Source organism: Kribbella koreensis (genome assembly GCF_039525325.1).
In the GTDB taxonomy this organism is placed as follows: domain Bacteria; phylum Actinomycetota; class Actinomycetes; order Propionibacteriales; family Kribbellaceae; genus Kribbella; species Kribbella koreensis.
On record NZ_BAAAHK010000009.1, the window covers coordinates 1 to 24,601 of the forward strand.

The 24,601-nt window shown below is 68.1% G+C and carries 20 protein-coding genes; 4 read left to right on the top strand and 16 right to left on the bottom strand.

Translation table 11 applies throughout. The features are described from left to right. Positions 1 to 40: 40 nt before the first annotated feature. The 9 genes from ABD116_RS19645 to ABD116_RS19685 all read right to left on the bottom strand — a co-directional run bounded on the left by ABD116_RS19645 (position 41) and on the right by ABD116_RS19685 (position 9,719). Positions 41 to 1,468 carry a polysaccharide lyase 6 family protein gene (locus ABD116_RS19645; RefSeq protein WP_343971884.1) on the bottom strand — a complete coding sequence of 476 codons (1,428 nt, stop codon included), beginning with the start codon at positions 1,466 to 1,468 and terminating at the stop codon, positions 41 to 43. An 11-nt stretch (positions 1,469 to 1,479) separates the two neighbouring features. Further along, entirely contained in the window at positions 1,480 to 2,337 is an 858-nt protein-coding gene (locus tag ABD116_RS19650; protein ID WP_343971886.1) for an AraC family transcriptional regulator, read from the bottom strand. Continuing rightward, complete coding sequence (locus ABD116_RS19655) at positions 2,337 to 3,767, bottom strand: polysaccharide lyase 6 family protein (RefSeq protein ID WP_343971888.1); 1,431 nt, start codon at positions 3,765 to 3,767, stop codon at positions 2,337 to 2,339. Before ABD116_RS19655 ends, ABD116_RS19650 begins: the two co-directional genes overlap by 1 nt. After that, positions 3,764 to 5,047, bottom strand: coding sequence for an alpha-L-fucosidase (locus ABD116_RS19660; RefSeq protein ID WP_343971890.1), 1,284 nt, complete (start codon positions 5,045 to 5,047; stop codon positions 3,764 to 3,766). The genes ABD116_RS19655 and ABD116_RS19660 overlap by 4 nt, the downstream gene beginning before the upstream one ends. Positions 5,048 to 5,053: 6 nt before the next feature. Continuing rightward, positions 5,054 to 5,920 (bottom strand): carbohydrate ABC transporter permease, encoded by an 867-nt coding sequence (locus tag ABD116_RS19665; protein WP_343971892.1) that lies wholly within the window; start codon positions 5,918 to 5,920, stop codon positions 5,054 to 5,056. After that, on the bottom strand, positions 5,917 to 6,852 hold the full coding sequence (locus tag ABD116_RS19670; protein WP_343971894.1) for a carbohydrate ABC transporter permease: 936 nt from the start codon (positions 6,850 to 6,852) through the stop codon (positions 5,917 to 5,919). Before ABD116_RS19670 ends, ABD116_RS19665 begins: the two co-directional genes overlap by 4 nt. Beyond that, the gene (locus ABD116_RS19675; protein WP_343971896.1) at positions 6,849 to 8,174 is read right to left on the bottom strand and encodes an ABC transporter substrate-binding protein; all 1,326 of its coding nucleotides are present in this window, start codon (positions 8,172 to 8,174) and stop codon (positions 6,849 to 6,851) included. The genes ABD116_RS19670 and ABD116_RS19675 overlap by 4 nt, the downstream gene beginning before the upstream one ends. A 154-nt stretch (positions 8,175 to 8,328) precedes the next feature. Next, positions 8,329 to 8,925, bottom strand: coding sequence for an NADPH-dependent F420 reductase (locus tag ABD116_RS19680; RefSeq protein ID WP_343971898.1), 597 nt, complete (start codon positions 8,923 to 8,925; stop codon positions 8,329 to 8,331). After that, positions 8,922 to 9,719, bottom strand: a complete 798-nt coding sequence (locus ABD116_RS19685; protein ID WP_343971900.1) for an inositol monophosphatase family protein — start codon at positions 9,717 to 9,719, stop codon at positions 8,922 to 8,924. The genes ABD116_RS19680 and ABD116_RS19685 overlap by 4 nt, the downstream gene beginning before the upstream one ends. A 66-nt stretch (positions 9,720 to 9,785) precedes the next feature. On the opposite strand from ABD116_RS19685, the gene ABD116_RS19690 reads away from it, so the two are divergent. Next, positions 9,786 to 10,691, top strand: coding sequence for a LysR family transcriptional regulator (locus ABD116_RS19690; protein ID WP_343971902.1), 906 nt, complete (start codon positions 9,786 to 9,788; stop codon positions 10,689 to 10,691). Positions 10,692 to 10,790: 99 nt separating this feature from the next. Here ABD116_RS19690 and ABD116_RS19695 read toward each other — a convergent pair whose 3' ends face one another. From ABD116_RS19695 to ABD116_RS19710, 4 genes are read right to left on the bottom strand one after another with little or no spacing between them, the layout of a single operon-like run. Beyond that, positions 10,791 to 11,336 (bottom strand): DUF5666 domain-containing protein, encoded by a 546-nt coding sequence (locus ABD116_RS19695; RefSeq protein WP_343971905.1) that lies wholly within the window; start codon positions 11,334 to 11,336, stop codon positions 10,791 to 10,793. 12 nt (positions 11,337 to 11,348) lie between these two features. Then, complete coding sequence (locus tag ABD116_RS19700) at positions 11,349 to 12,581, bottom strand: ABC transporter permease (protein WP_343971908.1); 1,233 nt, start codon at positions 12,579 to 12,581, stop codon at positions 11,349 to 11,351. Further along, positions 12,581 to 13,273, bottom strand: coding sequence for an ABC transporter ATP-binding protein (locus ABD116_RS19705; RefSeq protein ID WP_343971911.1), 693 nt, complete (start codon positions 13,271 to 13,273; stop codon positions 12,581 to 12,583). Before ABD116_RS19705 ends, ABD116_RS19700 begins: the two co-directional genes overlap by 1 nt. Further along, on the bottom strand, positions 13,263 to 14,678 hold the full coding sequence (locus tag ABD116_RS19710) for an efflux RND transporter periplasmic adaptor subunit (protein WP_343971914.1): 1,416 nt from the start codon (positions 14,676 to 14,678) through the stop codon (positions 13,263 to 13,265). Before ABD116_RS19710 ends, ABD116_RS19705 begins: the two co-directional genes overlap by 11 nt. 236 nt (positions 14,679 to 14,914) lie before the next feature. Between ABD116_RS19710 and ABD116_RS19715 the strand changes: the two genes are divergently transcribed. Then, positions 14,915 to 15,301 carry an RNA polymerase-binding protein RbpA gene (locus ABD116_RS19715; RefSeq protein ID WP_343971917.1) on the top strand — a complete coding sequence of 129 codons (387 nt, stop codon included), beginning with the start codon at positions 14,915 to 14,917 and terminating at the stop codon, positions 15,299 to 15,301. Between the two features lie 178 nt (positions 15,302 to 15,479). Then, positions 15,480 to 19,418 carry a family 78 glycoside hydrolase catalytic domain gene (locus ABD116_RS19720; RefSeq protein WP_343971920.1) on the top strand — a complete coding sequence of 1,313 codons (3,939 nt, stop codon included), beginning with the start codon at positions 15,480 to 15,482 and terminating at the stop codon, positions 19,416 to 19,418. Between the two features lie 46 nt (positions 19,419 to 19,464). Here ABD116_RS19720 and ABD116_RS19725 read toward each other — a convergent pair whose 3' ends face one another. After that, complete coding sequence (locus ABD116_RS19725) at positions 19,465 to 20,631, bottom strand: cytochrome P450 family protein (protein ID WP_343971922.1); 1,167 nt, start codon at positions 20,629 to 20,631, stop codon at positions 19,465 to 19,467. A 329-nt stretch (positions 20,632 to 20,960) separates the two neighbouring features. Between ABD116_RS19725 and ABD116_RS19730 the strand changes: the two genes are divergently transcribed. Then, positions 20,961 to 22,274, top strand: a complete 1,314-nt coding sequence (locus ABD116_RS19730; protein WP_343971925.1) for an MFS transporter — start codon at positions 20,961 to 20,963, stop codon at positions 22,272 to 22,274. A gap of 1 nt (position 22,275) precedes the next feature. On the opposite strand, the gene ABD116_RS19735 is transcribed toward ABD116_RS19730, so the two are convergent. Beyond that, positions 22,276 to 22,812 (bottom strand): FxsA family protein, encoded by a 537-nt coding sequence (locus ABD116_RS19735; RefSeq protein WP_343971928.1) that lies wholly within the window; start codon positions 22,810 to 22,812, stop codon positions 22,276 to 22,278. 32 nt (positions 22,813 to 22,844) lie between these two features. Next, on the bottom strand, positions 22,845 to 24,410 hold the full coding sequence (gene lnt, locus ABD116_RS19740; protein ID WP_343971931.1) for an apolipoprotein N-acyltransferase: 1,566 nt from the start codon (positions 24,408 to 24,410) through the stop codon (positions 22,845 to 22,847). Positions 24,411 to 24,601: the final 191 nt, after the last annotated feature.

Genomic DNA, 24,601 nt, shown 5'->3' on the forward strand with positions numbered 1-24,601 from the left:
GGGTGGTGGGTCGGTGGGAGGGGGCGGGGGCGGTGGGGCGTTAGGGTGCGCTGGGGCCTACGTCGGATGGGGTTAGTGGGCGGCGTACTGGTGACGCGGTTGAGTACTCGTCGGCGCCTACGTCGTACGGAGCTGTACGGGTTTGGCCGTCGAGGTCGTCGGTTACCTCGCTTGCGTGGTTGACGCTTGCTGCGTTGATGGCGGCGCTGCCGGAGCCCAGGCGGTAGATGCCGTCGGTGCCGGCGGTCAGCTTGGGGTCGGCTCGGGTGAAGCCGGAGGTGGGGATGTTGCCGTTGGATGCGGCGCCCCAGAGGATGTTGCCGGACCAGGTGATGCCTTGCTGGTAGGGCATGTCGGTCAGCGAACCGCTGGCGCCGACCAGGAGGTTGTCGGTGATTTTGCAGGCGAGCGGGGGGATCGTGCGTTGGGATTCGCCGGCGATCGCGCCGTTGTTGTTGCGCAGCGTGTTGAGAGTGATCGTCACCCGGTCCGGAGCGTCGTTGCCCTTGCGGGAGGTGTCGGACTCACCAGGGGTGTGGTCGCGTTCCGAGCCGCTGCCCAAGATGATGCCGGCGCTGGCGACATCGCCTACGTAGTTGTTGATGATGAGGTGGTCGTTGCCGTAGATCCGGATGCCGTTCTCACCGGACAGCAGATAGTTGCTCTCCACCCGGTTGTTGTTGCCGTGCCGCAGCACGATGCCGCCGGCCGACGAGCGCACCGTGTTGTACCGGATCGTGCTGCCCGACGACTTCACCGAGATCGCCTCGGGGTCGCCGTTCACCCGCTCGAACAGGTTGTACTCGACCGTCGCGTCGGCGTCGGCCAGCGCCCGGCCGCTGAACCCGAGCCGGATCGGTTCACCGCCGTTGTCGCCGGTGAACGAGTGGTCCCGGAAGTGGTTGCGCAGGATGTACGTCCGCTGCGCGATCACGTCGTCACCCGACGGGCCGTCGACCACCAGGTAGCAGCCGGCCGTCGACTTGTCGTGGAACACGTTCCGGTCGACCTTCACATCGTTGCCCCGGACAACGACCGAGTGGCTGACCGACGAGGCGAGCTGGAAGTCGTTACGCGTCAGCCGCAGCCGAGATGAGTTGGCCGCCAGGTCCAGCGTGACGCTCTGCCGGAAGTTGAAGCCGCTGATCGTGACGTAGGACGAGTTCGAGAACACGAAGGTCTGCGACCCGGTCAGCGTCACCCCACCCCGCGTCTCGGCCTGGATGACGATCGGCGCGGCGCTGGTCCCGTTCCGCCCGCTGATCGTGATCGCCGAGTTCACCGCGTACGAGCCGTTGGCCAGCGTGATCGTCGTACCGGCGGTGGCGGAGTTGATGGCGGACTGGAGCTGGGACAGGGAGGTGACCAGAGCGGTCGTCTGAGCGGCGACCGATCTGGGCCTTTGGAGCTCTACAGCGGCGATCGCTGCGACAGCGATCCCGCCGACTAAGAAGGCACGACGATCCATGGCAAGTCTCCTCAACCGTTGGGGCGGTACAGCTTGCGGTATTCGCTCGGCGTCACCGAGCTGACTTGACGGAACACTTTGGAGAAGTACGACTGATCCATCCCGACCTCGGCCGCGATCTCCTCCATCGGCCGGGTCGTCGAGGCGAGCTCACGCTGCGCCCACTCGATCCGGACACGCTTGATGTACTGCTTCGGCGACAACCCGAACTCCGTGCGAAAGCGCCGCACGAAGGTCGCCAGATCCTGCCCGAAGTGCGCGGCCAGTTCCTCGACCGACAACGCAGTACCGAGGTTCTGCTGGATGTACTGGACGACGCTGGTCTCCTCGGTCTGCTGCTGCGCCAGCCGCACAGACCCAGCCGGCGCACTGTCCAGGTAGTGCGCGAACAGCGCGGTCAACGCGGACCGCAGCCGCAACGGCGTCGCCAGACTCGGCGGATCGCGGTCAGCCGCACCCACCTGCTCGAAGAGCGTCGCAGCCTCTTCCGGCGCCTTGCTCGGCACGATGTACGGCAACGACAGCAGCTCGCCGATGTCCCGGTCGCCGACCAGCGCGGAGAAGTGCAGCCAGTGCTTGCGGAAGACATTGTCGCTGATCGTCTCGTACGACACCGGTACGTCGGCCGGCAGATAGCAGAGCTCCCCCGGCTTCGGGTAGAGCTCCTGCTCCCCCACGACCAGCCGGCCCTCGCCTTCGAGGATCAGGTACAGCCGCGAGAACGGATCCGGCTGCAGCGGACGCGACCACTCGCGGTGCACCTTGGTGATCCTGGCGGCGACGACGAGGTCCAGCCGCAGCCGGTCCAGATGCGTCCGGATCAACTCGTCCTCCCGCCGGGTGCTGACGCCAAGCTCCTGGGTCTTCATCACGCGTTCGGCCCGACCTCGGCGGCGGTGAGCGGGCGGAGTACCGGCCGCCGCCGCGAGTACTCGTCGGCCCCGACATCGACCCGGCCGGTACGCCGGTCGCCGTCCAGGTCGAAGTCGACATCCCGGTACGACCGGCTCGCGGCGTTGATCGCCGGGCTGCCCGCGGTGAGCCGGCGGATCCCGTCCACTCCCGCCGCCAGCTTCGGATCCGCCCGGAAGAAGCTGCCCGCCGGAGCGTTCCCGTCCGTCGCCGCGCCCCAATGAAGGTTGCCCGCCCAGCTGATGCCGTCCTGGAACGGCATGTTCACGTGTTGCCCGTTGTCAGCCACCAACAGATTGTCCGTGATGATGCAACCGAGCGGCGGGATGGTCCGATGGCTCTCGCCACTGATGGCGGTCGTGCTGTCCAGCACGGTGTTCAGCGCGATCAGCACACCGTCCGGAGCGTCGTTGCCACGCCGCGACGCCGGCGTCTCTCCCGGCAGGTGGTCGCGCACGCTCCCGCTGCCGAGCACGATGCCCGAGCCGGCGATCCGCTCGAGGTAGTTGTTCACGATGTAGTGGTCGTTGCCGTAGATCCGGATCCCGTTCCTGCCCGACAGCAGGTAGTTGCCCTCGACCCAGTTCGCGTTGCCGTGCCGCAGTACGATCCCGCCGAGGCTGTCGCGGATCGTGTTGTGCCGGATGATGTTGCCGGTCGACTTCACCGAGATCGCTTCCGGGTCGCCGTTGGCACGCTCGAACAGGTTGAACTCGACCACCGCGCCCGCCTTCGACAACGCCCGCGGGCTGACCCCGAGCCGGATCGGCTCACCACCGTTGTCGCCGGGGAAGCTGTGGTCGCTGAAGTGGTTGCGATAGATGTGCACCCCGGTCGCCATCTCGTCGGTCCCGGCGCCCTCGACGCCGAGGAAGATGCCCAGCGTCGTCTTGCCGTGGAACGCGTTGTGGTCGATCGTCGAGTGGTCGGCCCGGACCATCACCCAGTGCAGGCCCTCGATGTCGGCCAGCTGGAAGTCGTTGCGGGTGAGCCGGATGCGCCGGCAGTCCGGCGGGATGTCCAGCGTCGTGCTCTGCCGGAACCCGAACCCGCTCAGCGTGATGTCCGACGACCCGGTCAGCACGAAACTCTGCTCGCCGGTCAGCACCACCCCGCCCGGCGACTCGGCCCGGATCGTGATCGGCACGCCGGGCGCACCGCGTTTGCCGGTGATCGCGATCGGTTCCCCGGCCGGTACGGGGTAGTGGCCATCGGCAACGGTGATGACGGTGCCCGGTACGGCGGTGGCGAGCGCGCGGCGCAATTCGTCGAGCGTACGGACGTACCGGCGATCGCGGCGGTGGGCGACGGCGGGCAACGTGCCGGTCATGGAGATACCTGCCAATCCGGCTGCGGTGCCGGCGGCGAGAAAGGTGCGGCGGTTCATGGGTTCTCTCCAGAGGCGGTTGGTGAGAGGAACAGTTCGATGACCGGTACGGCGACCTCGGGGCGGCGTACCGGGAGTTGGAGAGTCAGCGTCCCGGGCGGCTGGGCGCCGGGCTGGGTGTTCTCCGCGACCCGGCTCGGGTCAGGCTCGATCAGGTGGATCTCCGACGCGTCCGAGAGCAGTTGCGCGTAGCTGACCTGGCCGGCCAGGTCAGGCAGGTGGACGTGCTTGAAGGGCCAGCTGAACAGGTGCAGGTAGAGCCGGTCGCCGTTCTGGGTGTAGCGGGCGTCGGGCGGAGCGACGTACTGCGAAGCGCCCGCGCCCCGGATCGACCGCTCGTGCAGCCGCATCCAGTCGCCGATCGCCTGCAGGGTGCTCTCGGCGATCGGATCGATCAGCCCACGGCCGGTCGGACCGACGTTGAGCAGCAGGTTGCCGTCCTTCGAGACGCCGTCGATCAGCATCCGGACGAGCAGGTCGGGACTCTTGTAGTCGAAGTTGTCCCGGTCGTAGCCCCAGCTCCCGTTGAGCGTCTGGCACGCCTCCCACGCGATCGGCCCGTCCGGACCCTCCATCGGTCCGGCCGGCTGGTACTGCTCCGGCGTCACGAAGTCGCCGGGCAGTCCGGTCCGGTCGTTGACCAGGATGTCCGGCTGCAACTCGCGGACCATCGCGAGCAGCTCCTCGGAGCCCCAGTCCTCCGCGCCCTTGCCGCCCCACCACAGGTCGGAGCGGCCGGCGTACGAGAAGTCGAAGAAGAGGTAGTCGATCTGCCCGAAGTCAGTCAGTAGCTCGCGGACCTGACCGTGCAGATACGTCCGGTACGCCGCGATGTCCCGCGGCTGCTTCTTCGCCTCCTCGTCGTCGCGCTGCGGGTGCACCCCGTCGATCGGGAACGACGGGTGATGCCAGTCGATCAGCGAGTGGTAGAACCCGACCTTGAGCCCCTCGGCCCGGCACGCCTCGACGAACGGCTGCAGGAGATCCCGGCCGTACGGGGTGTTGGTGACCTTGTACTCCGTGAGCGCGCTGTCCCACAGGCAGAACCCGTCATGGTGCTTCGTCGTCAGTACGACGTACCGCATCCCCGCGCCTCGAGCCGACCGGGCCCACTCGCGCGGGTCGTACAGATCGGGGTCGAAGCGCTCGAAGTACCGGTCGTACTGCGTATCCGTCATCCGCTCGCGGTTCTTGACCCACTCGTGCCGGGCCGGCAACGCGTACAGGCCCCAGTGGATGAACATCCCGAACCGGTCGTGCCGGAACCACGCCTTGGACATCGTGCATCAGCCTTTCAGGGCGCCCGCGGTCAGGCCGCGGGCGAAGGAACGCTGGAAGAAGAGGAACACCATCACCGATGGAAGCAGGGCCAGCAAGGACGCCGCCATCACCACGCCGGGCGTGACGACCGGGTCGATCCGGAGCGTCCTGAGCGCCAGCGGCAGGGTGTAGGCGTCCGAGTTGGTTGCCACCAGCAACGGCAGCAGGTACTGGTCCCAGATCATCGTGAAGCCGAACACCCCGATCACGCCGAGCGCCGGCTTGCACAGCGGCAGGATGATCTGGCCGAAGATCCGGAACTCGCCGGCCCCGTCGATCCGGGCCGCCTCCTCCAGCTCGGGCGGCACGTCCTTCATGAACTCGGTCATCACCAGGATCGAGAACGCCCACGCGCCGAGCGGCACGATCATCCCGGCCAGCGTGCCCATCAGGTTGAGATGGACGAGCGGCAGGTCGGCCAGCACGAGGGTCAGCGGCAGCGCGAGGATCTCCTCGGGCAGCATCATCGTGGCCAGGATCGCGACCATCACCAGCGTCATGAAGCGGAACTTCTTGCGGGCCAGGGCGTAGCCCGCAAGAACGGAGACCGCGACCTGGAGCAGCAGTCCGAAGCCGACGACGAAGAACGAGTTCGCGAGATAGCGCAGTACGCCGTGGTCGAACGCGACCCGGAAGTTGTCCAGCGTCGGGCTCTTCGGCAGGATGCTCAGCTGGGTCGGATCGGACACGTGGTTGAACGAGCTGACCAGCAACGCGAGCAGCGGGCCGGCGAAGATGACGAACAGTCCGGCGTACACGACGAACTTGATCGCCTTGGCGACCGGACCGGTTCTTTCGGTGAGGCCGAGGGCGGTCTCGGTGGCGGCGCTCATGCGGTCCTCCTTCTCCGGAGCAGCTGCACGCACACGGTCAGCACGAGCGTCGCGACGAACAGCAGGACGGCGCCGGCCGAGCCCACGCCGAGCCGGTTCTGCTCCAGCCCCAGCTTGTAGATCAGGGTCATCACGACCTCGGTCGAGCCGTTCGGGCCGCCGTTGGTCAGCAGGAAGACCTCGGTGAAGCTGCGGAACCCGCGGACTGCAGCGAGTACGAACAGAATCGCGAACACCGGCCGCAGACCGGGCAGCGTGACATGCAGGATCCGCTGCCTCGTCGACGCGCCATCGACCGTCGCCGCCTCGTACAGACCGCGGTCGATCCCCGCCAGCCCGGCCAGGAAGATCATCATGTCGTACGGCGCGCCGCGCCAGATCCCCGTGACGGCGATCGACGCGAGCGAGGTGTCCGGGTCGTTGATGAACCCGGACGGACCGAGCCCGATCAGGCCGAGCAACTGGTTGAGCAGGCCGTCACTCGTGGGGTGGTACATGATCCGCCAGAGCTCGGCGACCACGGCGATCGGTACGACGACCGGCAGGAACGCCGCCGACCGGATGAAGGTGAGCTTGCGGGTCTGGCCCTCCACCAGCAGAGCCAGACCGAAACCGAGCACCATCGAACCGAACGTCTGGCCGATCGCCAGCACCACCGTGTTGCCCAGCGCCGAATGGAAGCTGTCCGACGAGAGGATCTCGTGGTAATTGGCCGAGCCGACCCAGGTGTTGCCCAGGTACGGCCGGACCTCCTGCACGGACATCGAGACGGCCTGGGCCATCGGGATGAACTTGAAGTACAGGAAGAGGATCAGCGCCGGAGCGAGGAAGAGCCACGGGATCCACCACTGGCTGTTCTTTCTCTTGGGACGTGTCTTGGGCTGTTGTCGTCTGGGCGCGGCTCGCGGTGGAGCGGCTTCCTTGACGCTCACGATGCGGCGATGCCTTGCTTGCTGAGCGCGGCGGCCAGCTTGCCGTCGAGCGTCGACATCTCGGTCTCGAGGTTCAGGCCGCAGTCGGCGATCAGGGCGTTGATGGTGTCGGCCGAGTCCTGCCGGATCGGCGTCCAGTTCGGGATCGACGGCGCGTACCGGGCGTGGTCGCGGTAGACGTCGGCGTACACCTTCCAGCGCGGGTCACTGCGAACCGTGGTGACGTCGACGGTCTTGTTGACCGGCAGCTGCACGTTGAACGCCTTCTCGCCCTGCATTCCGACCTTCTGCCCCTCGGCGGAGATCACGTAGGAGGCGAAGGCTTCCTGCGCGGCTTGGTTGGCCGAGCCGGCCATCAGGTAGACGCTGCCGCCCTCGGCGAGCACGGTCGAGTCCTTCGCACCCTTGGGAACGGGTACGACCTCGTACTTGTCCTTGCCGAGCGACTTGTCGAAGCGCGGCATCAGGTACGGGCCGACGACGTACATGCCGGTCTTGCCCGCCTCGAATGTCTCGTTGGTCGGGGGCGTGTCCATCGTCGCGGCACCCGGCTGGATGACCCGGTCGGTGCACGCGAGGTCGCGGAACCACTTCACCGCTGCGGTCGACTGCGGCGTCGACATCGACGGCTTGTAGTGGCCGTCGGGCTGCTTGGTGATGAAGTCGCCGCCGGCGCCCCAGAGGAAGTTGGAGAAGTACCAGGAGGCGTACCCACGCTTGGTGGACCCTGGCACGGCCAGCCCGTAAGTGTCGGCCTTGCCGTTGCCATCCGGGTCCTGGGTGGTGAACGCCTTCGCCAGGGCGGTGAACTGCTCCAAGGTCTTCGGCACGGGGAGGCCGGTCTTGGCCCGCCAGTCCTTGCGGATCAGCAGGGCGCTCGCCTGCGCGGAGTACGGAACGCCGTAGACCTTGCCGTCACCCGCCGTCGCCGACGCCAGTGCGGAGGCGAGCAGTTGGTCGGTGCCCGGCACCTTGCTCAGATCGACCTCGCGGACGATCCCCTGGCTGACCATCGTGCCGAGCTGGGACGAGTCGTTCATGACGATGTCCGGCAGATCCTTCTGCGCGGCCCGCTGCGACAGCTTCGTCTCGAAGTCGTCGAAGATCGCGGTCACCGTCACCTTCCGCCCGGTCTTCGCCTCGAACGCGGCCGCGAGCTTCTTCATCCCCTTCTCACCGTCCCCACCCGGCGTCGTCCGCGTCCACAGCTCCAGCGCCGCGTTCGGATCCTGCTTCACTTCAGCTGCCCCGCTGGTGCCGCACCCACCCACGGCGAGCACCGCCCCCAACCCCAGAGCAACCCACGTCAACGCCTTACCCATGCCGTCTTCTCCTGTCGACGAAGAGGCGATTTGTACTTTTTGCGCCTCATTTCGTCGGAAGATAGCGCTTTCCAAGCCAGCCCGTCAATCATCCGACCCGCCGCTGCCGATGAGAGCGCGACCACCCAACCCCCACCAGGCGACGGGTTTTCGGCTAGTGGGTGATTGAGATGGCGAAGGGTTTGAAGCCGGTAGCCCGGATTACGTGGGGGACGAAGAGGATGGCGGCTTCGGGGGCTCTGGCGGTTTGGATGGTGCCTAGGTCGGTGATCCAGTCGGGGTGCCAGCCGAGGTCTGCGAGGAGGGCGCGGACGGATTGTTTGGCTTGGGGGTCGTCGCCTGACAGGAAGACCGTGGGGGTCGCAGTGAGCATGGTCGGTGCGGTCATCACTGGGTAGAGCATGGTGTTGAGGGTTTTGACGACGTGCGTGTCGGGGAGGGCTTGCTGGAGTTGCTCGGCGAGGCTGGAGCCGGGATAGAGGAGGTCGGCGGGTAGGCCGTCGGGCCCGTCGATGGTCGCGTTGGAGACGTCGATCAGGAGCTTGCCGCGCAACGGCTCGCGTAGGCCGGTGAGGAGTTCGAGGGAGCCGGCGCCGGGTGTGGCGTTGATGATGACCTCGGCAGCCGAAGCGGCCTGGGCGGCGGCGCCGGGGGTGCGGTCGGCGGTGGTTACTTCGTGGCCGCCTTTGGTGAGGCCGGCGGCCAGGTTGCCGCCGACGCGGCCCTTGCCCAGGACTGCGATCTTGGTCATGCCACCAGCGCCTTCGACAGAGTCGAGACAGCTTCGGCCTGCACGCCGGGCGCGGCGGCCAGGAAGCTCTCGCTGGCCGGCGTCCAGTCGTTGCCTTCGGCATCGGAGATCCGCCCGCCGGCCTCGGTGACGAGCAACGCGCCGGGCAACAGGTCAGCCCGCGCACCGGCGTACTGCCAGAAGGCGTCGATGCGACCAGCAGCCACGTTCACCAGATGCAAAGTCGCCGGTACGGACGTACGCACAACAAGTGCATCGTGGAGCATCGCGGTGATCGAACCGCCGACGCGCCGGGTGACCGCCTCGGCTTCATCCGGCCGCGCCTGGCTCGTCGCGACCACGCTCAGGGCGAGACTCGAGGTCTGCGACACATGGAGCGGCTGGCCGTTCCAGAACGCGCCCGCACCGGCGACGGCGGTATAGGTGTCCGCGGTCAGCGGGACGTGGACGACGGTCAGCACCGGCTGGTTGTCGCGGACAAGGGTCGCGGTCACAGCCCACTCGGGGATGCCGCGCAGGTGGTTGATGTTGCCCTCCGCCGGATCCACGACCCACCACTCGCCGGGCGGCAACGCTCCGCCGTCGAGCTCCTCCTCCACCCAGCGAGCGTCGGGTCGAAGCTCCGTCAGGCGGGGCCGCAGGATCGCGAGGGCCGCGTCGTCGTTGGCGGCGAGCGCGGTCATCAGCTGGTCGAAGGTCTCGTACCGGACGACCGGACCGAAGCGGTCGAGCAACTCGGAGCCGGCTGATCGCACGGCCTCGATGGTGTTCTCCAGAAGCTCATCAGTGGTCATGGCTCGACGGTAGGTACGCCGTGGATTAACCGCAAATGCATGCTACGCACGTCTAGGATTACTCGCATGCAACTGGATTTGAACCTGCTCGCCGCGCTCGACGCCCTGCTCGAAGAAGGCAGCGTGCAGGCGGCCGCCGATCGTCTGCACGTCACGTCGCCCGCGATGAGCCGGAGCCTGGGCCGGATCCGGCGGACGACCGGGGACCAGATCCTGGTCCGCACCGGTCGCACGATGACGCCGACGCCGTACGCGATCGCCGTCCGCGAGCAGGTCCATGAACTGCTTCAGCAGGTCCAGGGCGTGCTGGCACCGAGTCGCGAGCTCGACCTCGCCACCCTCGACCGCACCTTCACCCTGCGCTGGCACGACTCACTGGTCGCCGTCGCCGGCCCGAAGCTCCTCACCGCCGTCCGCGAGCAGGCGCCCGGCGTACGGCTGCGCTTCATCGCGGAGTCGAGCGGCGACACTCCCGGACTCCGCCGCGGCGAGGTCGACCTGGAGGCCAACGCCAACCACACCCCCGCGGCCGACATCCGCAACGAACTGGTGGTCGGCGAGATCCGGCAGGTCGTCGCCGTACGCCGAAATCACCCGCTCACCAAGCGCAAGACGATCACCGCCGCGCAGTACGCCGCAGCCGAACACGTCACCGTCTCCCGCCGCGGCCACCTCACCAACGCCATCGACGAGGTCCTGGCGCAACGAGGGCTCACCCGGCAAGTCGTGGCCTCAGCAGCAACCGAAGCCGCCGCCTTCGCGATCATCCGCACAACCGACCTACTCGTCACCGTTCCCGAGCTAACCGCAACCACAGCAGCCCAAGATCTCGACCTAGCTCTACTCCCCCTGCCGCTAGAAACTCCACCGGCAGCCGTCTACCTCTCCTGGCATCAACGCTACGAAACAGACCGAGCCCACACCTGGCTCCGCAACCAAGCCCGCACCGCCCTCCGATCAGCCAGCGAGTAGGGCGCGCCGGGCGCCCGCCTGGTGGCGGCGCCCCGCGGGTGCTGCGCACGCGTCGCGCCCCGGTGCGGGGCCTCCCAAGAGCCTCGCACCGGGGGCGGGTCAGCGGGTTGAGGGGGTGGCGTTGGGGTTGCGGCCGAAGCCGGTCTCGCCTTCTCTGACTGTGCGGGCGGTGAGGGTGCCGTCGGTGGTTTCGCCGCTGACGATGACCTGCTGCCCGGCCTTGAGGTCGGCAGCGGTCCCCTGGGTCGTGGTCGTGATCGCGGTGTCTCCGGTCAGCTTGATCGTGACGTCGCCGTTCTGCGTCTTCACCACCAGCTGCGAACTGGAGGCCGACACGACCGTACCGATCGCCGCACTCCCCGGAGCGCCGCCAGGTAGTTGCCCTTGGCCACCACCACGGAAGCCGCCGTACCCACCGGCACCACGCCCAGCACCAGGCCCAGCAGCGGTGGCCGGCGTGGAGTCCTTCGCGAAGGCGGCGTGCAGCCCGGCCCCACCGGCAAGGCCGATCGCCAGGACGACCACGCCGGCCAGTACGGCGGTTGCCGCGGGCAAGTTCAGCGTCTTCTTCGGCTTCAGCGCTTCGCCGACCTCTTCGTCGGTACCGATCTGCGCGAACTCGTCATCGGGGTGTTGCGTGCTCATGGCTGGTCCTTCTTACTCGTGGCGGAGTGCATCGATGGGACGGAGACCGGCGGCCCGGTGCGCGGGCATGCTGCCGAAGAACAGGCCGACGGCAGCGGAGACGCCGAAGGCGAGAGCGATCGAGGAAGGCACCAGCACCGGCTGTACTCCGGCCAGCTGGAACCGGCTGACGATCAGCGCCGCGACCACGCCGACCGCCCCGCCGATCAGGCTCAGCAGCGTCGCCTCGATCAGGAACTGCCCGAGGATCGTCCGCCGCCGCGCACCGAGCGCCTTGCGGATCCCGATCTCACGGGTCCGCTCGGTGACAGTGACGAGCATGATGTTGGTGACGCCGATCCCGCCGACGATCAGGCTGATCGCCGCCACCGTGGCCAACAGCGCGGTGAACGTCGCGGCCGTGTCCTGGCTGGTCTGCAGGATCTGCGCGGAGTTCTGGATCCGGAACGGCGATGTCGCCGTCGCAGGTACCTGATGCCGCGCCGTCAGCAACTGCGTCACCTCGGCCTGCGCGGTGTCGACCCGCTCTTTGCTGGTCGCCTGGACGACGATCTGCGACAGCGCGCCGTACCCGGCCTGCGTCTCCCGCAGCGTGCTGATCGGCACGATCACCGTCGCGTTCGGATCGGTGAACCCGGCGGCGTCCTTGGCCGCCAGCACTCCCAGTACGTCGAACTCGACCGCGCCCAGCTTGATCGTCTGCCCGACCGCCGAGTTCGCCCGCCCGAACAACTCGGTCGCCGCCGTCTGCCCCAGCAGCACAACCCGCTGCGAACTGTCGACGTCCTGCTCGGTGAACGCCCGGCCGACCCCGACCGGCGTGTTCGTCGCAGGCAGGTACTCCGGGGTCGTACCGATCAACTGGCTGACGGAGTAGCTGACGTCGCCGTTGGTCGCCGTGCCACCCGTAGCCGTCATCACGGGAGCCACTGCCGCCACGTCAGGAGCGAGCCGGTCGTCCCCCAGCGCGTCGGCATCGGCCATCGTCAGGCTGTACTGCTGCGCCGACGGCCCGGCCTGGCCGCGAGCGAAGCCGCCGCCTCCCCCGGTCGTCGAGACGGTCAGCAGGTTGGTACCCAAAGCTTCGAGCCGGTCCTGCACCGCCTTCCCCGAGCCGTTGCCGACAGCAACCAGGACGATGACGGCCCCGACGCCGATGGCGACCCCGAGCACGGTCAGCAGCGAGCGCAGCTTGTTGGCGCCGAGGCCGCGCAGAGCGGCCCCGAGCAGGTCCCGAGGAGACATCAGCCGGTCACCTCGTCAGCGACGATCCGCCCGTCCGCGACCCGGATCAGCCTCCGCGCCCGCCGCGCCACCTCGTCCTCGTGAGTGATCACGACGACGGTCCGGCCCTCCGCGTTCAGCTCGTCGAACATCCCCAGTACTTCGTCCGTCGAGTGCGCGTCCAGGTTGCCCGTCGGCTCGTCCGCGAGCAGGATCCGCGGCCCGGTGGCCAGCGCCCGCGCGATCGCCACCCGCTGCTGCTGACCACCGGACAGCTGATTCGGCCGATGGTCTTCGCGATCCGACAACCCGACCAGCTCCAGCGCCCGGCGCGCACGCCGCCGCCGGTCGGCCTTCTTCAAGTGCGCATAGGTCAGCGGCAACTCGACATTCGCCAGCGCCGAGGTCCGCGGGATCAAGTTGAACGACTGGAAGATGAACCCGATCTTCCGCCCCCGCACGAGCGCCTGCTGGTCCTCCGACAGCCGGGCCACATCGGTCCCGTCCAGCCAGTACTCGCCCCGGCTCGGTACGTCGAGACAGCCGAGGATGTTCATCAACGTCGACTTGCCCGACCCGGACGACCCCATCACCGCGACGTACTCGCCCGCATCCACCCGCAGCGACACCCCGCGCAACGCGTGCACAGCGGTCTCACCCAGGCCGTAGGTCTTGGTGACGCCCCGGATCTCGATCAGGCCATCAGCGGCCACGGTTCGCCCCCGTACCTGCACCCGGGAACTGCCCCGTGCCGCCGCCCGGAAACTGCCCGGTACCGCCGCCCGGGAACTGTCCCGTGCCGCCGGCCCCGGTCCGTCCCTGACCAGCGCCCTGTCCAGTGCCACCCGTACCGATCGCGCCCTGGATCAGCTCGATCTGATCGCCTTCGTCGAGCCCCGACGTGATCTGCGTGAAGCTTCCGCCCTGTACGCCGATCTGCACCTCACGGCTGCCGGATCCGTTGGCCATCGTCACCGTGTGCGTCGTCCCGCTGGTCACGATCGAGGTGGTCGGCACGTAGAGGACGTTGGTCGCCTTCGCCGTCTGCACCGTCACGTTCGCGGTCTGCCCGATCCGCGCCGATGCCGGCACCTTCGCCAGCGTGAAGGTCGCGGAGTACGAGACCACGCCGTTCGTCGTCGTGGGAGTCGGCGAGACCGAGGTCAGCGTCGCCGTGAGTGTGCTGCCGGGCTCGGCGTTGAGGGTGACCGTGGCGGCCTGCTTGGTCTTGATCTTGACCGCGTCCGCCTCGGGGAAGGACGCGACCACCTGCAGCGTCTTGAGGTCGGAGATGTCGACGAAGCCGGTACCGGCCGCGCTGCTCGTCGTGGTGCTCGAACTGCCGCCGGTCGAGCCCTGCCCGGTCGCGCCGGTTCCGGTCGCGCCGGTCGAACCCGAGCCGCTCGACCCGCCGGCCACTGAGCCGACCGAGCCGTTGATCGCTGTGATGGTGCCCGCGATCGGCGCCTTCAAGGTGGTGTTGGTGACATCGGACTGGGCCGCCTCGAGGTTCTGGTCGGCCTGCTCCTTGTCCGCCTTCGCCCGAGCCAGGCTCGCCTCCGCGTTGGACACCGCGACCTCGGGACTCTGCCCTTGGCTCTGCGACTGCGCCTGCGCCTGGGTCTGGGTCTGGGTCTGCTCCCCCGGGGTCGGCGTGGGCGTCGGCTCGGCCGCTGCCTCGTCAGCTGCTTGCTTGGCGTCCTCGGCGTCGTCCAGCGTCTCCTGGGCGGCGGTGACCGAGTTCGCCGCCGCGATCTGGTTCTGCTCGGCGATCCGTACTTCGCGCTCCGCGGACGCCGGATCGATCCGCGCGATCGCCGCGCCCTTGGCCACCACCTGGCCCACCTTCACCAGGACGGCTGTCACCGTCCCCGAGGTGGCGAACTGCGGGGACGCCGTCTGGGAACTCTGCAGGGTCCCGCTCGAACTGACCCCCGCGGTCACGTCGCCGCGCGCGACGGTCACCGTCGGGCGGGTGGTACCGGCCGCTTCCGGCTCGCCGCGGAAGAAAAGCAGGTAGGCGGCTGTTGCAATGGCCAGAACGATGGCCACCAGGGCGACGTTCAGCATGCTGAGACCACGGAGTTTGTGCCGTGGGAGGAGACTGGCTTTGGTCACGGACGCAGACGCTAGGGCCCGTAACTGAGGAATGGATCGGGCCTTCCTGGCAACTGGCTGTGAAGATCAGGCGGCGCGATCACTGTGGTCTGCGACACACAGTGATTCGTGAACACCTGATGACAGGGCGTGATGACGGTGCTGTCAGGTGCGTACCTGGAGCTCGGGCATGCCAAAATGGGAATGATCCGGGTCGGCCGACCGTTGTCTCGGATGACGAATCTCGGAGGTTTGACATGTCTAATCGCGTTCTGCGTGGTTCGGGGCTGGGTGGGGTCAGCTTCGAGGATGACCGCGGCGTCGAGTTCGCGCCGCGTCAGATGATCACTTACGACTGCCCCCGCGGGCACGTGGTCGAGGTAACCATGGCGCACGACGCCGAGGTGCCGGCGATCTGGGAGTGCCCGCACTGCGGCAGCGAGGCCGCCCGTTCGACCGGTGAGAAGCCGGAGCCGAAGCAGGAGAAGCCGGCCCGGACGCACTGGGACATGCTGCGCGAGCGTCGCAGCATCTCCGAACTGGAGGAGCTGCTCGCCGAGCGCGTCGCGTTGCTCCGGTCCGGCGAGATCGGCCCGGCGCACCTGCACCGCGCCCCCCGCGCCTCGACCAAGCGCACAGCCTGACACAGCGTCAGTTCAGGAACGCCGAACGGGCCGTCACCACATCGGTGGTGACGGCCCGTTCGTCATGCCTGGCCGCATCCGGTCAGTCAGGAGCGGTGTCTTGTCCGCGCCTCCCGCCTGCGCCTACGTTTCGCTGAAACGATTCAGGATCCGGTGGATCAGGTGACGGAGGACGATCATGAACGGCAAGGCGATCGCGGCGGTCTGCGCGTGGGTTCTGCTGCTGGCAGGGGCGGCAGCACTGCCGGCCCAGGCCGTCGACGGCTCGACGGCGCTGCCACCTTCGGGCCTGAGAGTCGCAGGGCAATCGGCTGACGCGCTCGTCGACGCCGAGCACCCGACGCTCTCGTGGGTCGTCAACGACTCCGGTCGGGGCCAGGTTCAATCCGGCTATCAGGTCAGGCTGTCCGGCGTACCGAGTGACCGCGGCAGCGCCCGTCCCCTGGTCTGGGACTCAGGGCGGGTCGCCTCGGACGAATCGACCGGCGTCGTCTACGCAGGCCCTGCGCTCGAGGCTGACCACACCTACGAGTGGGTCGTGCGCACCTGGAACCGCGAGGGACAGGCTTCGTCCTGGTCGCCCGTCAGCACCTTCGATGTCGGTCCGATGACAGCACCGGACTGGACGGCGTCCTGGTTGCAGGCGCCCGCCGGCTCGCTGGTCCGCCGGTCCTTCGCTCTCCCCAAGCCGATCGCCCGCGCACGCCTGTACGTCGGCGCGCAGGGACTCGTCGAGCCGCACCTCAACGGTTCCCTGGTCGAGCCGAAGCAACTGCTCGACTCCTCGGTCACCGACTACGCGAAGCGGGTCACCTATCGCGCCCTCGACGTGACCAACCACCTTCACCAGGGCCGCAACGCGCTGGCCGTCATGCTGGGCACCGGCCAGTACAGCGGCCGGCCGACGTTCGTGGCGCAGCTCTCGGTGACCTTCACCGACGGCACCCGGACGACGGTCGCCGGCGATGCCGCATGGCGCAGTGCCGCCGGGCCGGTCACCCGGGACGACTTCTACAACGGCGAGAGCTGGGACGCCCGCAAACTCCCGAAGGGCTGGGACAGCGCGGCGTACGACGACAGCTCGTGGGCTCTCGTGCCGGTGTACTCGCCGGTCTCCGGCCCAGTCAGTCTTGCCTTGCGCCAGCCGGTGACCGCATCGGATGAGACCGCGTGCTGCGGCTGGTCCCGGACGAATCTCGTCGACGGCATCACCACCTCCGTCACCGCCAGCCAGGGCTTCCACTCCGCGATCGCGGCCACTCCGGACACGACCAAGTGGGTGCAAGTGGATCTCGGCAGCAACCGGCCGATCGCCGGTGTCACGCTGTATCCGGCGAGGCCGACCAACGATCCGGCCGGTGACTTCCCCGGCGCGGGCTTCCCGGTCCGGTACCAGGTCCAGGTCAGCGACGACCCCACCTTCGCGACGGCCACGACTGTTGCCGACCGCACCGAGAGCGACCAGCCGAATCCCGGGACGGCTCCGGTCTCGATCAGCGCGCCGGGCAGCGGGCGCTATCTGCGGGTCACCGCGACCAAGCTGGCGTGTCGCGACACGAGTTGTACCTTCCGGCTGGCGGAGCTCGGCGTCTTCGCGCCGCAGCCCGAGCTGTCCTGGGCCCTGACCGCGCTCGAGGCGGACTCCACTCCACCGACCCGGATCGTCAGCACCGTCGGACCGAAGAAGATCACCAGTCCGGCCACCGGCGTTCAGGTCTACGACTTCGGTCAGAACTACTCGGGTCAGGTGACGCTGCGCGCGGAGGCCCCGGCCGGCACGAAGGTCACCATCACCAAGGGCGAACTGCTCGACGCGAGCGGCCGGGTGAGCACGGCCAACATCAGCTTCTCCCCCGCCGAGACCGGCCGCCAGATCGACGACTACACCTTCGACGGCTCCGGCACCCAGACCTGGATGCCACGCTTCAACTACGCCGGGTTCCGGTACGCCGAAGTGTCCGGGCTCCCGGCGGGTACCAAGGCCGATGTTCTCGCCCAGGTGATCCACAGCGACGTCGCCACGACGGGCTCGTTCAGCACGTCGAACCCGCTGCTCAACCAGATCCAGAACGCCCTGGTCCGGACCCAGCTCAACAACCTCCAGGGCATGCCACTGGACTGCCCGACGCGCGAGAAGCACGGCTGGCTCGGCGATGCCGGCGACACCGCCGCCGAGGCGATGGCGAATCTCGACCTGCAGTCGTTCTACGCCAAGTGGTTCGGCGACATCAGGACGAGCATCAACCCCGATGGCAGCGTGCCTTCGGTGGCACCCGATCAGGGTGAAGGGCCCGGCCGGTGGTTCACCGACCCGGCGTGGGGCACGGCGTATCCACAGGTCGTCTGGGACAGCTACACGCAGTACGGCGACGCCAGTGTGTTCCGGGACAACTACACGCATCTCAAAGGCTGGGTCGACTATCTCGGCACGATCAGCAACGACCGGCACATCGTCACGAACGCTCCCGGCTCGTGGGGCGACGACTGGCTGTCGACCGTGAGCACCCAACACGTGTACTTCCAGACGCTGTTCTACCTGATCGACAGCCGCATCCTCGGGGACATCGCCGACGTTCTGGGCAACCCGGCCGACGCGGCGAAGTACCGGCAGCTGGCCGAGGCGATCCGGACCGGTTTCACCGCCGAGTACTTCGATGCCGCGACGAACAAGTACGCCCCGAACACCCAACTGGCCTACGCGATGCCACTGGCACTCGGGATCGTCCCGACCGGGCACGAGCAGGCGGTCCTGGACCGCCTGGTCGCGGATCTGGCCGGCCACGGTAACCACGTGACGACCGGCTTCGTCGGCACGAAGTACGTCTACCAGGCGCTCGGCAAGTACGACCGCAACGATGTCGCCCTGGCTGTCTCCGAACGCGTCGACTTCCCGAGCTTCGGCTACATGGTGAAGAACGGTCCCGGCACGATCTGGGAGAGCTGGGTGAACTCCTCAGCCGCCAACGGCACCTCGTCCAAGGACCACATCGGCCTGGCCGGATCGATCGGCCAGTGGTACTACGAACAGCTGGCGGGCATCCAGCCCGGCACCCCCGGGTGGCGGACGTTCACCCTCGCGCCGAGCGTGGTCGGTGACCTCACCGACGTGACGTCGGCTCAGCAGACTGTGCGCGGACTGGTGGAGAGCTCCTGGCAGCGCTCGGGCAGCAACCTCACGTACCACGCCGTCGTCCCGGTAGGCAGCACGGCGACAATCGAGCTGCCGCTGCTCGGCGGCTCTGCCTCGACAGTCCGCGAGGGCAACCAAACCCTCTGGTCCGCTGGACATCCGGCCGATCCGGTGGCCGGACTGACCACCGGCCCTGCCACCGAGAAGTCGCTGCGCCTCACTGCGGGCTCCGGCGACTACACCTTCACGGTGACTGCACCGGGCGCGCCGATCACCGCCGTCGCGGTCATCTCGACCGGGAACCCGGCGCCCATCGTCGCCGAGCACAGCGGCGATGTCAGCTTGCTCGTCGAAGGACGCTCGACCGGCGGCGGTACGGCACGAGTCACCACTGACGCGCCGGCGGGCTGGACCGTCCAGGCACCGACGATTCCTTTGACACCTGCCCAGACAGCCACCCTCACGACGCTGCACTTCGCCGTACCGGCTGGTGTTCCCGGCGGAAAGTACCCGGTGACTGTGACTGTCACGGCGCCCGACGGCACCCGGGCCACGACCACTGTCGACGTACTGGTGTTCGGGAGCTGGCCATCCGGCACGACCGCGGTCGCGTCGAGTGAGCATGCCCCCAACGAGGTCGACGGCAGGACGCGGACCTACCTCGCGTCCAACGCGCTCGACGGTGACCCGGCGACGTTCTGGAACGACGACACCGCGAACGCCTACCCGGACAGCCTCACAATCAGTTCACCGACGGCGGTGGAGTTGCGCGGTGTGGGACTGACGTCGCATCCCGATGGCGTACCAACCGACTTCGCCGTCCAGACTTGGGACGGCACGCAATGGTTGACCCAGGCAACTGTCACCGGGAACACGGCAGTCGCCCGCTGGGTCCCGTTCGCGGCGCCGGTCAGTACCGCCAAGGTCCGCGTCGAGGTCACCGGAGCGCAGGCCTCGTTCAGCCGGATCGCCGAACTCACGCCCTAGTGGTGGTGGGGCCGGCGCTGCAGCGTAGCGCCGGCCCCTGTGCAGGTCAGTCGGGTGGGAGTACCGAGACAGGTAGTCCGGCCAGACCGTGCAGCAGGGCGCTGCTCGTCCACCGCACGTCGTCGGCCGGTACTGCGAGCCGCAGGTGCGGGTAGCGGGCCAGCAGCCGCTCCAGCGCGATCTCGATCTGCATCTTGGCCATCGGGATGCCGATGCAGTAGTGCACGCCGTGCCCGAAGGAGAAGGTGCCCTGCGGGCAGCGGGTGACGTCGAGCCGGTCCGGGTCCTCGAACTTGGTCTCGTCGCGGTTCGCCGATCCCCAGGACAGAGCCAGGATCTGGTCCTTCGGGATCACCACGCCGCCGACCTCGATCTCGGCCTTGGTGAACCGGAAGGTGCCGACCGAGGCGGCCGGGTCGTACCGCATCAGCTCGTCGACCGCCGCCGGGATCAGCGACGGATCGTTGCGCAGCTTCTCCAGCTCCTCGGGGTGGGTGAGCAGGTTGAAGACGCCGTTGCCGATCGAGTGGACCGTGGTGACGTGGCCCGCGGTCACGACGATGAAGATCATCCCGACCATCTCGCTCTGGGTGAGCTGGTCGCCGTCGATGTCCATCTTGAGCATCTCGCTGATCATGTCGTCACCGGGACTCTCCCGGCGGGCGTCGATCAGCGAGTTCGCGTACTCGGTCATGTTCTTGGACGCGGACGCGACCTCTTCGGGGTCCTGACCGGCACCGGTCAGCGTGCCCGACCACTTGCGGAAGTTCTCCCGGTCCTCTTCCGGCATCGCGAACAGGTCGCAGATCGTGCCCAGCGGCAGCGGCCAGGCGAACTCGGCCAGCAGGTCGACCACCGGCGCTTCCTCGAGCTTGTCCAGCAGCCGCTCGACGGCGACCTCGACCTTCGGGCGCAACGCCTCCTGGCGGGCCGGCGTCACCGCCTTGATGGCGAGCTTGCGCAGCCGGGTGTGGTTCGGCGGGTCGCTGTTCAGGACGTGCGCGGCGAGTTCGTCGTCGAAGCCGGGCTCGGCCTCCTCGTCCTCGTCCCTGGTCGAGTGCATCGGCGAGCTCAGCGTGGAGTGCTTGGCATACATCTCGTTCAGCCGGCGGCCGTCCTTGCCGACCCGCGGATCCAGCGCCAGCATCTTGCAGTCGGCGTACCGCGTCACCAGCCAGACCTTCGCACCGTGCGGGAAGATCACCTCGTGCACCGGGCCCTCGCCGCGGAACCGGCGAAGATAGTGCGCTTGCCTCTGGACAAAGTCCTCGCCCAGCTCTTCAATCGTTTGAGTTACCTCTTCTGGCATATCCGGGTTCCCCTCCTAGGTGGACGCGCGGGCTCCAGGCACCCCCGCTCCGCAACGCCTTCAGACTTGAAGAGGCGCGAGACCGGCCAGTTCTGATACACGCGGGCGCGGGCCGTTCGGCCCTGCCTGAACGGGCAGTCCGCCGGATCTGTATCAGCGGGGCCCCGCCGCGCCCTCAGTAACCAGAGCAGCGCCAGTCGCTGGGTGTGGGGGAACAGAAAGGTGAATCGCCGATGAGCGGTGAGGTAGCGGACGAGACGGGGACGAAGGCCCGACCGGGGGTGTTCGAGACCTGGCGGCAGACTCCACGCGAGGCCAAGGCGCTGCTGGCCGGTGTGTTCGTCAGCAAGCTCGCCTCGTTCTTGCAGATCTTCCTGGTCCTGTTCCTGACCCATCGCGGGTTCTCGGGCAGCCAGGCCGGCTGGGCGCTCGGTGTCTACGGCGCGGGCGCGGTGCTCGGCACCGCGATCGGCGGCTGGCTCAGCGACCGGCTCAGCCCGCGCTCGGCGACAGTGATCTCGATGATGGGATCCGCGGTGCTGATCGCCTCGCTGATCTACATCAAGTACTACCCGCTGATCCTGCTGGCCGTCCTGCTGGTCAGTGCGGTCGGTCAGTTCTACCGCCCGGCGGCGCAGTCGATGATCACGCAGCTGACCCCGCCGGACAAGCTGGTGATGGTCACCGCGATGTACATGCTGTGCGTGAACCTCGGTACGACGGTCGCGCCGCTGATCGGCGTCGCGCTGGCCGAAATCTCGTACAACCTGCTCTTCTGGGCCGAAGCGCTGGCCGTTCTCACCTTCGGCGTGATCGCGCTCGTCGCGCTGCCGAAACCGGATCGCAGCGCTGCCGCAGCAGCGGCCAAGGCGAAGGCGGAGGAAGCCGACCCGCCGATCCGCGGCCGGTACGTCGACGTCCTTCGCGACTACCGGTACTCGCTGTTCATGGTCGCGTTCTTCCTCCAGGCAGTCGTCTACGTCCAGTACACGGCGGCCCTGCCGCTCGCGATCAAGGCGGCCGGGCAGAGCATCTGGTGGTACGGCGCGCTGATCACGATGAACGCGATCATCTGCGCGACCTGCCAGATGATCGCGACCAAGTTCGTCCAGGGCTGGCCGATCCGGGTGGTGCAGCTGACGGGATTCACGCTGGTGGCGCTGGGCTATGCGATGTACGCGATCGACATGCTGCCGGTGTTCCTGATCCTGGGCACGCTGTTCTGGACGCTGTCGGAGATCGTCGGTGTGCCGACGATGTTCGCCTATCCGGGCATGATCGCGCCGCCGCATCTGCGCGGCCGGTACATCGGGGCGATGCAGACCATGTTCGGCCTCGGCGCGACCGTCGGCCCGGTGCTCGGTGTGCTGCTGTTCGAGCACATCGGCCAGCGGGTCTGGATCTGGATGACGCTGATCGAGGTGGTCGCCACGGTCATCGGCGCGATCGGCATCCGCCGCGCGACAGCCCCTGGAACCGACGACACTCCGACGCCCGACTCGGTGGTCGAATCGCCGACCGGTGTCGCCGTCGACCCGGCCGACTGACCTACTTGGTGTCCTGTGGCCGTTCGGGGTCGACGACCTCGCCCTGAATGACCTCACCCTGTACGACGTCGTCGCGGGCCTCCCGCTGACGGTGCGCCCGGTCGGCGTCCTCAGCAGTGGGCGGCCGGAACGTACCGGGCATGAAGCCGGTGATCGGATTGCCGCCCAACTGGGCGGCAATCCGGCGACTCAGGAACGCGGCCAGCGCCTTGCGCGCCAGCGGCCGGGTGAACGGCAGCACGAAGAAGAAACCGAAGATGTCGGTGATGAAGCCCGGCGTCAGCAGCAGCGTGCCGCCGACCAGAACGAGCGCCGCGTCGGCGAGCTCCCGGGTGGGCATCCGCGCCGTCTCGGTGGCCTGCTGCAGCGCCTTCCACGCGCGCCGGCCCTCCCGCTTGATCAGCCAGGCACCGAGCGCGCTCTCGAACAGCAGCAGCGCCACCGTGGGCCAGCCACCGATGGCCTGGCCGACCTGGATGATCACGTAGATCTCCGCCACCGGAACGACCAGCAATGCGATTGCGACGAACCAGGGCATCCTCAACACCTTCTTACTGAACCTCTCGGCACTTAGACGGGAACAGTCTCACGGTCTGGGGTCGTGGTGGGCGGGTTGCCGGGGTCCTCGGTGCGTGGCTTGCGCCGGGCCAGCAACGCCAGTACTGCTCCAAGGATGCCCAGGCCGGTCAAGATCCACTGCGGCCAGCCGCCCAGCGTGGTGGCCAGCGTCTTCTGGTCGCGGACCGGAACCTTCGCCACGTACACGTCCGGGACGAACTGACCCGACTTGTGCTCGACCTTGCCGTCGGGGTTGATCACGCCCGAGATGCCGCTGGTCGAGGCGATCAGCACGGTCCGGCCGGTCTCGATCGCGCGCATCCGGGTGATCGCGAACTGCTGCTCCGGCTGCCCGGTGTCGCCGTAGGTCGCGTTGTTGGTCTGCACGATCAGGATCTGCGCGCCGCCCTTGGCCACGTCCGACACCACGTTGTCGTAGGCGAGCTCGAAGCAGATCAGGTCGCCGTACATGACGCCCTTGATCGGCATCAGCCCGGGACCGACGCCGGGGATGGTCTGCCGGCCGATCATCTCGAGCCGCTTGATGTAGGGCAGCAGCTGGTCGCGGAACGGGATGTACTCACCGAACGGCACCGGGTGGCGCTTCGCGTACCGCTGACCCGGTCCGGTCGCCGGGTCCCAGACGATGCCGGTGGTCTGGCGCTCGTTCGGGCCGGGGCCCTCGGTCACCGCGCCGACCAGGATCGGCACCTTGACCGCTTGCACGGCCGCCTCGATGTCCTGCTTGGTCTCGAAGTCCTTGTACGGATCGATGTCGGTCGAGTTCTCCGGCCAGATCACCAGGTCGGGCTTGACCTGCGAGCCGGCCTCCACCTGCTTCTCCAGGTCGAGGGTCGCGTTCATGTGGTTCTTGGTGACGGTCCTGGCCCGGCCGAGGAACTCCAGTCCCTTGCCCGGCACGTTGCCCTGGATCATCGCGGCGGTGACGGTCTTGCCGTTGCCCTCGGTCGAGAGCGTGACGAGCCCGCTGAGGCCGACGATCGCGATCCCGGCGACGAGGCTGACGGCGCGCAGGCTCAGGGCGCTGCGGCGACGGAGTACGGCGTACACGAGAACGCCCAGCAAGGCGATGACGAAGCTCAGGCCGGCGATCCCGACCAGGGAGGCGAGCCTGCCCAGTGGGGAGTCGGCGAAGGCCCAGGCCAGCCGGCCCCACGGGAAGCCGCCGAACGGGACGGAGCCGGTTGCATACTCGGTGGCGACCCACAGGCTCGGCACCCAGAGGATCCAGAGCTTGTGCTTCAGCGTCTGGCTCGCGAGCGCCCCGAAGACTCCGTAGAAGAGTCCTTCGAGGATGGCCAGCGCGATCGCGGCGTCGCCACCGATCACGGTCAGCCACGGCACCAGTACGGCGTAGTACGTGATGCCGAAGCCGGCGCCGACCAGGAAGCCGCCCTTCATCGAGACGCCGTTGAGCATCGCGAGCAGTAGCGGGACGGCGGCGATCGCCAGCCACGGATGGTCGTGCGGCTGATAGGCCAGCCCGAGCAGCGCGCCCGCGCCGACCGCGACGGCCACCCTCGGCAAGATGCGCACCAATGCCCTCAGCCGCTCCACAACCACGCCCCTTCGCCTCACCATCCGGCTGCCACCGGTCGGACGACCGTACAACGTCCGGTGGGCGCAGATATATCCGGTCAGTAGCCGGGACAGGTACGCAGGCCGATCCGAGACCGTCGCGGGCCGGAACGGGGAGAAAAAGGAAAGAGGCTCGGCGCTCCTTCGGACCAACCGTCGACCCGCTGGAT

Excerpts from the sequence above, each read along its gene's own strand:
- ABD116_RS19730 (WP_343971925.1), top strand. The coding sequence starts at position 20,961 with ATGAGCGGTGAGGTAGCGGACGAGACGGGGACGAAGGCCCGACCGGGG.
- ABD116_RS19720 (WP_343971920.1), top strand. The coding sequence starts at position 15,480 with ATGAACGGCAAGGCGATCGCGGCGGTCTGCGCGTGGGTTCTGCTGCTG.
- ABD116_RS19665 (WP_343971892.1), bottom strand. The coding sequence starts at position 5,920 with ATGAGCGCCGCCACCGAGACCGCCCTCGGCCTCACCGAAAGAACCGGT.
- ABD116_RS19715 (WP_343971917.1), top strand. The coding sequence starts at position 14,915 with ATGTCTAATCGCGTTCTGCGTGGTTCGGGGCTGGGTGGGGTCAGCTTC.
- ABD116_RS19680 (WP_343971898.1), bottom strand. The coding sequence starts at position 8,925 with ATGACCAAGATCGCAGTCCTGGGCAAGGGCCGCGTCGGCGGCAACCTG.
- ABD116_RS19650 (WP_343971886.1), bottom strand. The coding sequence starts at position 2,337 with ATGAAGACCCAGGAGCTTGGCGTCAGCACCCGGCGGGAGGACGAGTTG.
- ABD116_RS19690 (WP_343971902.1), top strand. The coding sequence starts at position 9,786 with ATGCAACTGGATTTGAACCTGCTCGCCGCGCTCGACGCCCTGCTCGAA.
- ABD116_RS19645 (WP_343971884.1), bottom strand. The coding sequence starts at position 1,468 with ATGGATCGTCGTGCCTTCTTAGTCGGCGGGATCGCTGTCGCAGCGATC.
- ABD116_RS19700 (WP_343971908.1), bottom strand. The coding sequence starts at position 12,581 with ATGTCTCCTCGGGACCTGCTCGGGGCCGCTCTGCGCGGCCTCGGCGCC.
- ABD116_RS19655 (WP_343971888.1), bottom strand. The coding sequence starts at position 3,767 with ATGAACCGCCGCACCTTTCTCGCCGCCGGCACCGCAGCCGGATTGGCA.
- ABD116_RS19675 (WP_343971896.1), bottom strand. The coding sequence starts at position 8,174 with ATGGGTAAGGCGTTGACGTGGGTTGCTCTGGGGTTGGGGGCGGTGCTC.
- ABD116_RS19735 (WP_343971928.1), bottom strand. The coding sequence starts at position 22,812 with ATGCCCTGGTTCGTCGCAATCGCATTGCTGGTCGTTCCGGTGGCGGAG.
- ABD116_RS19660 (WP_343971890.1), bottom strand. The coding sequence starts at position 5,047 with ATGTCCAAGGCGTGGTTCCGGCACGACCGGTTCGGGATGTTCATCCAC.
- ABD116_RS19695 (WP_343971905.1), bottom strand. The coding sequence starts at position 11,336 with ATGAGCACGCAACACCCCGATGACGAGTTCGCGCAGATCGGTACCGAC.
- ABD116_RS19685 (WP_343971900.1), bottom strand. The coding sequence starts at position 9,719 with ATGACCACTGATGAGCTTCTGGAGAACACCATCGAGGCCGTGCGATCA.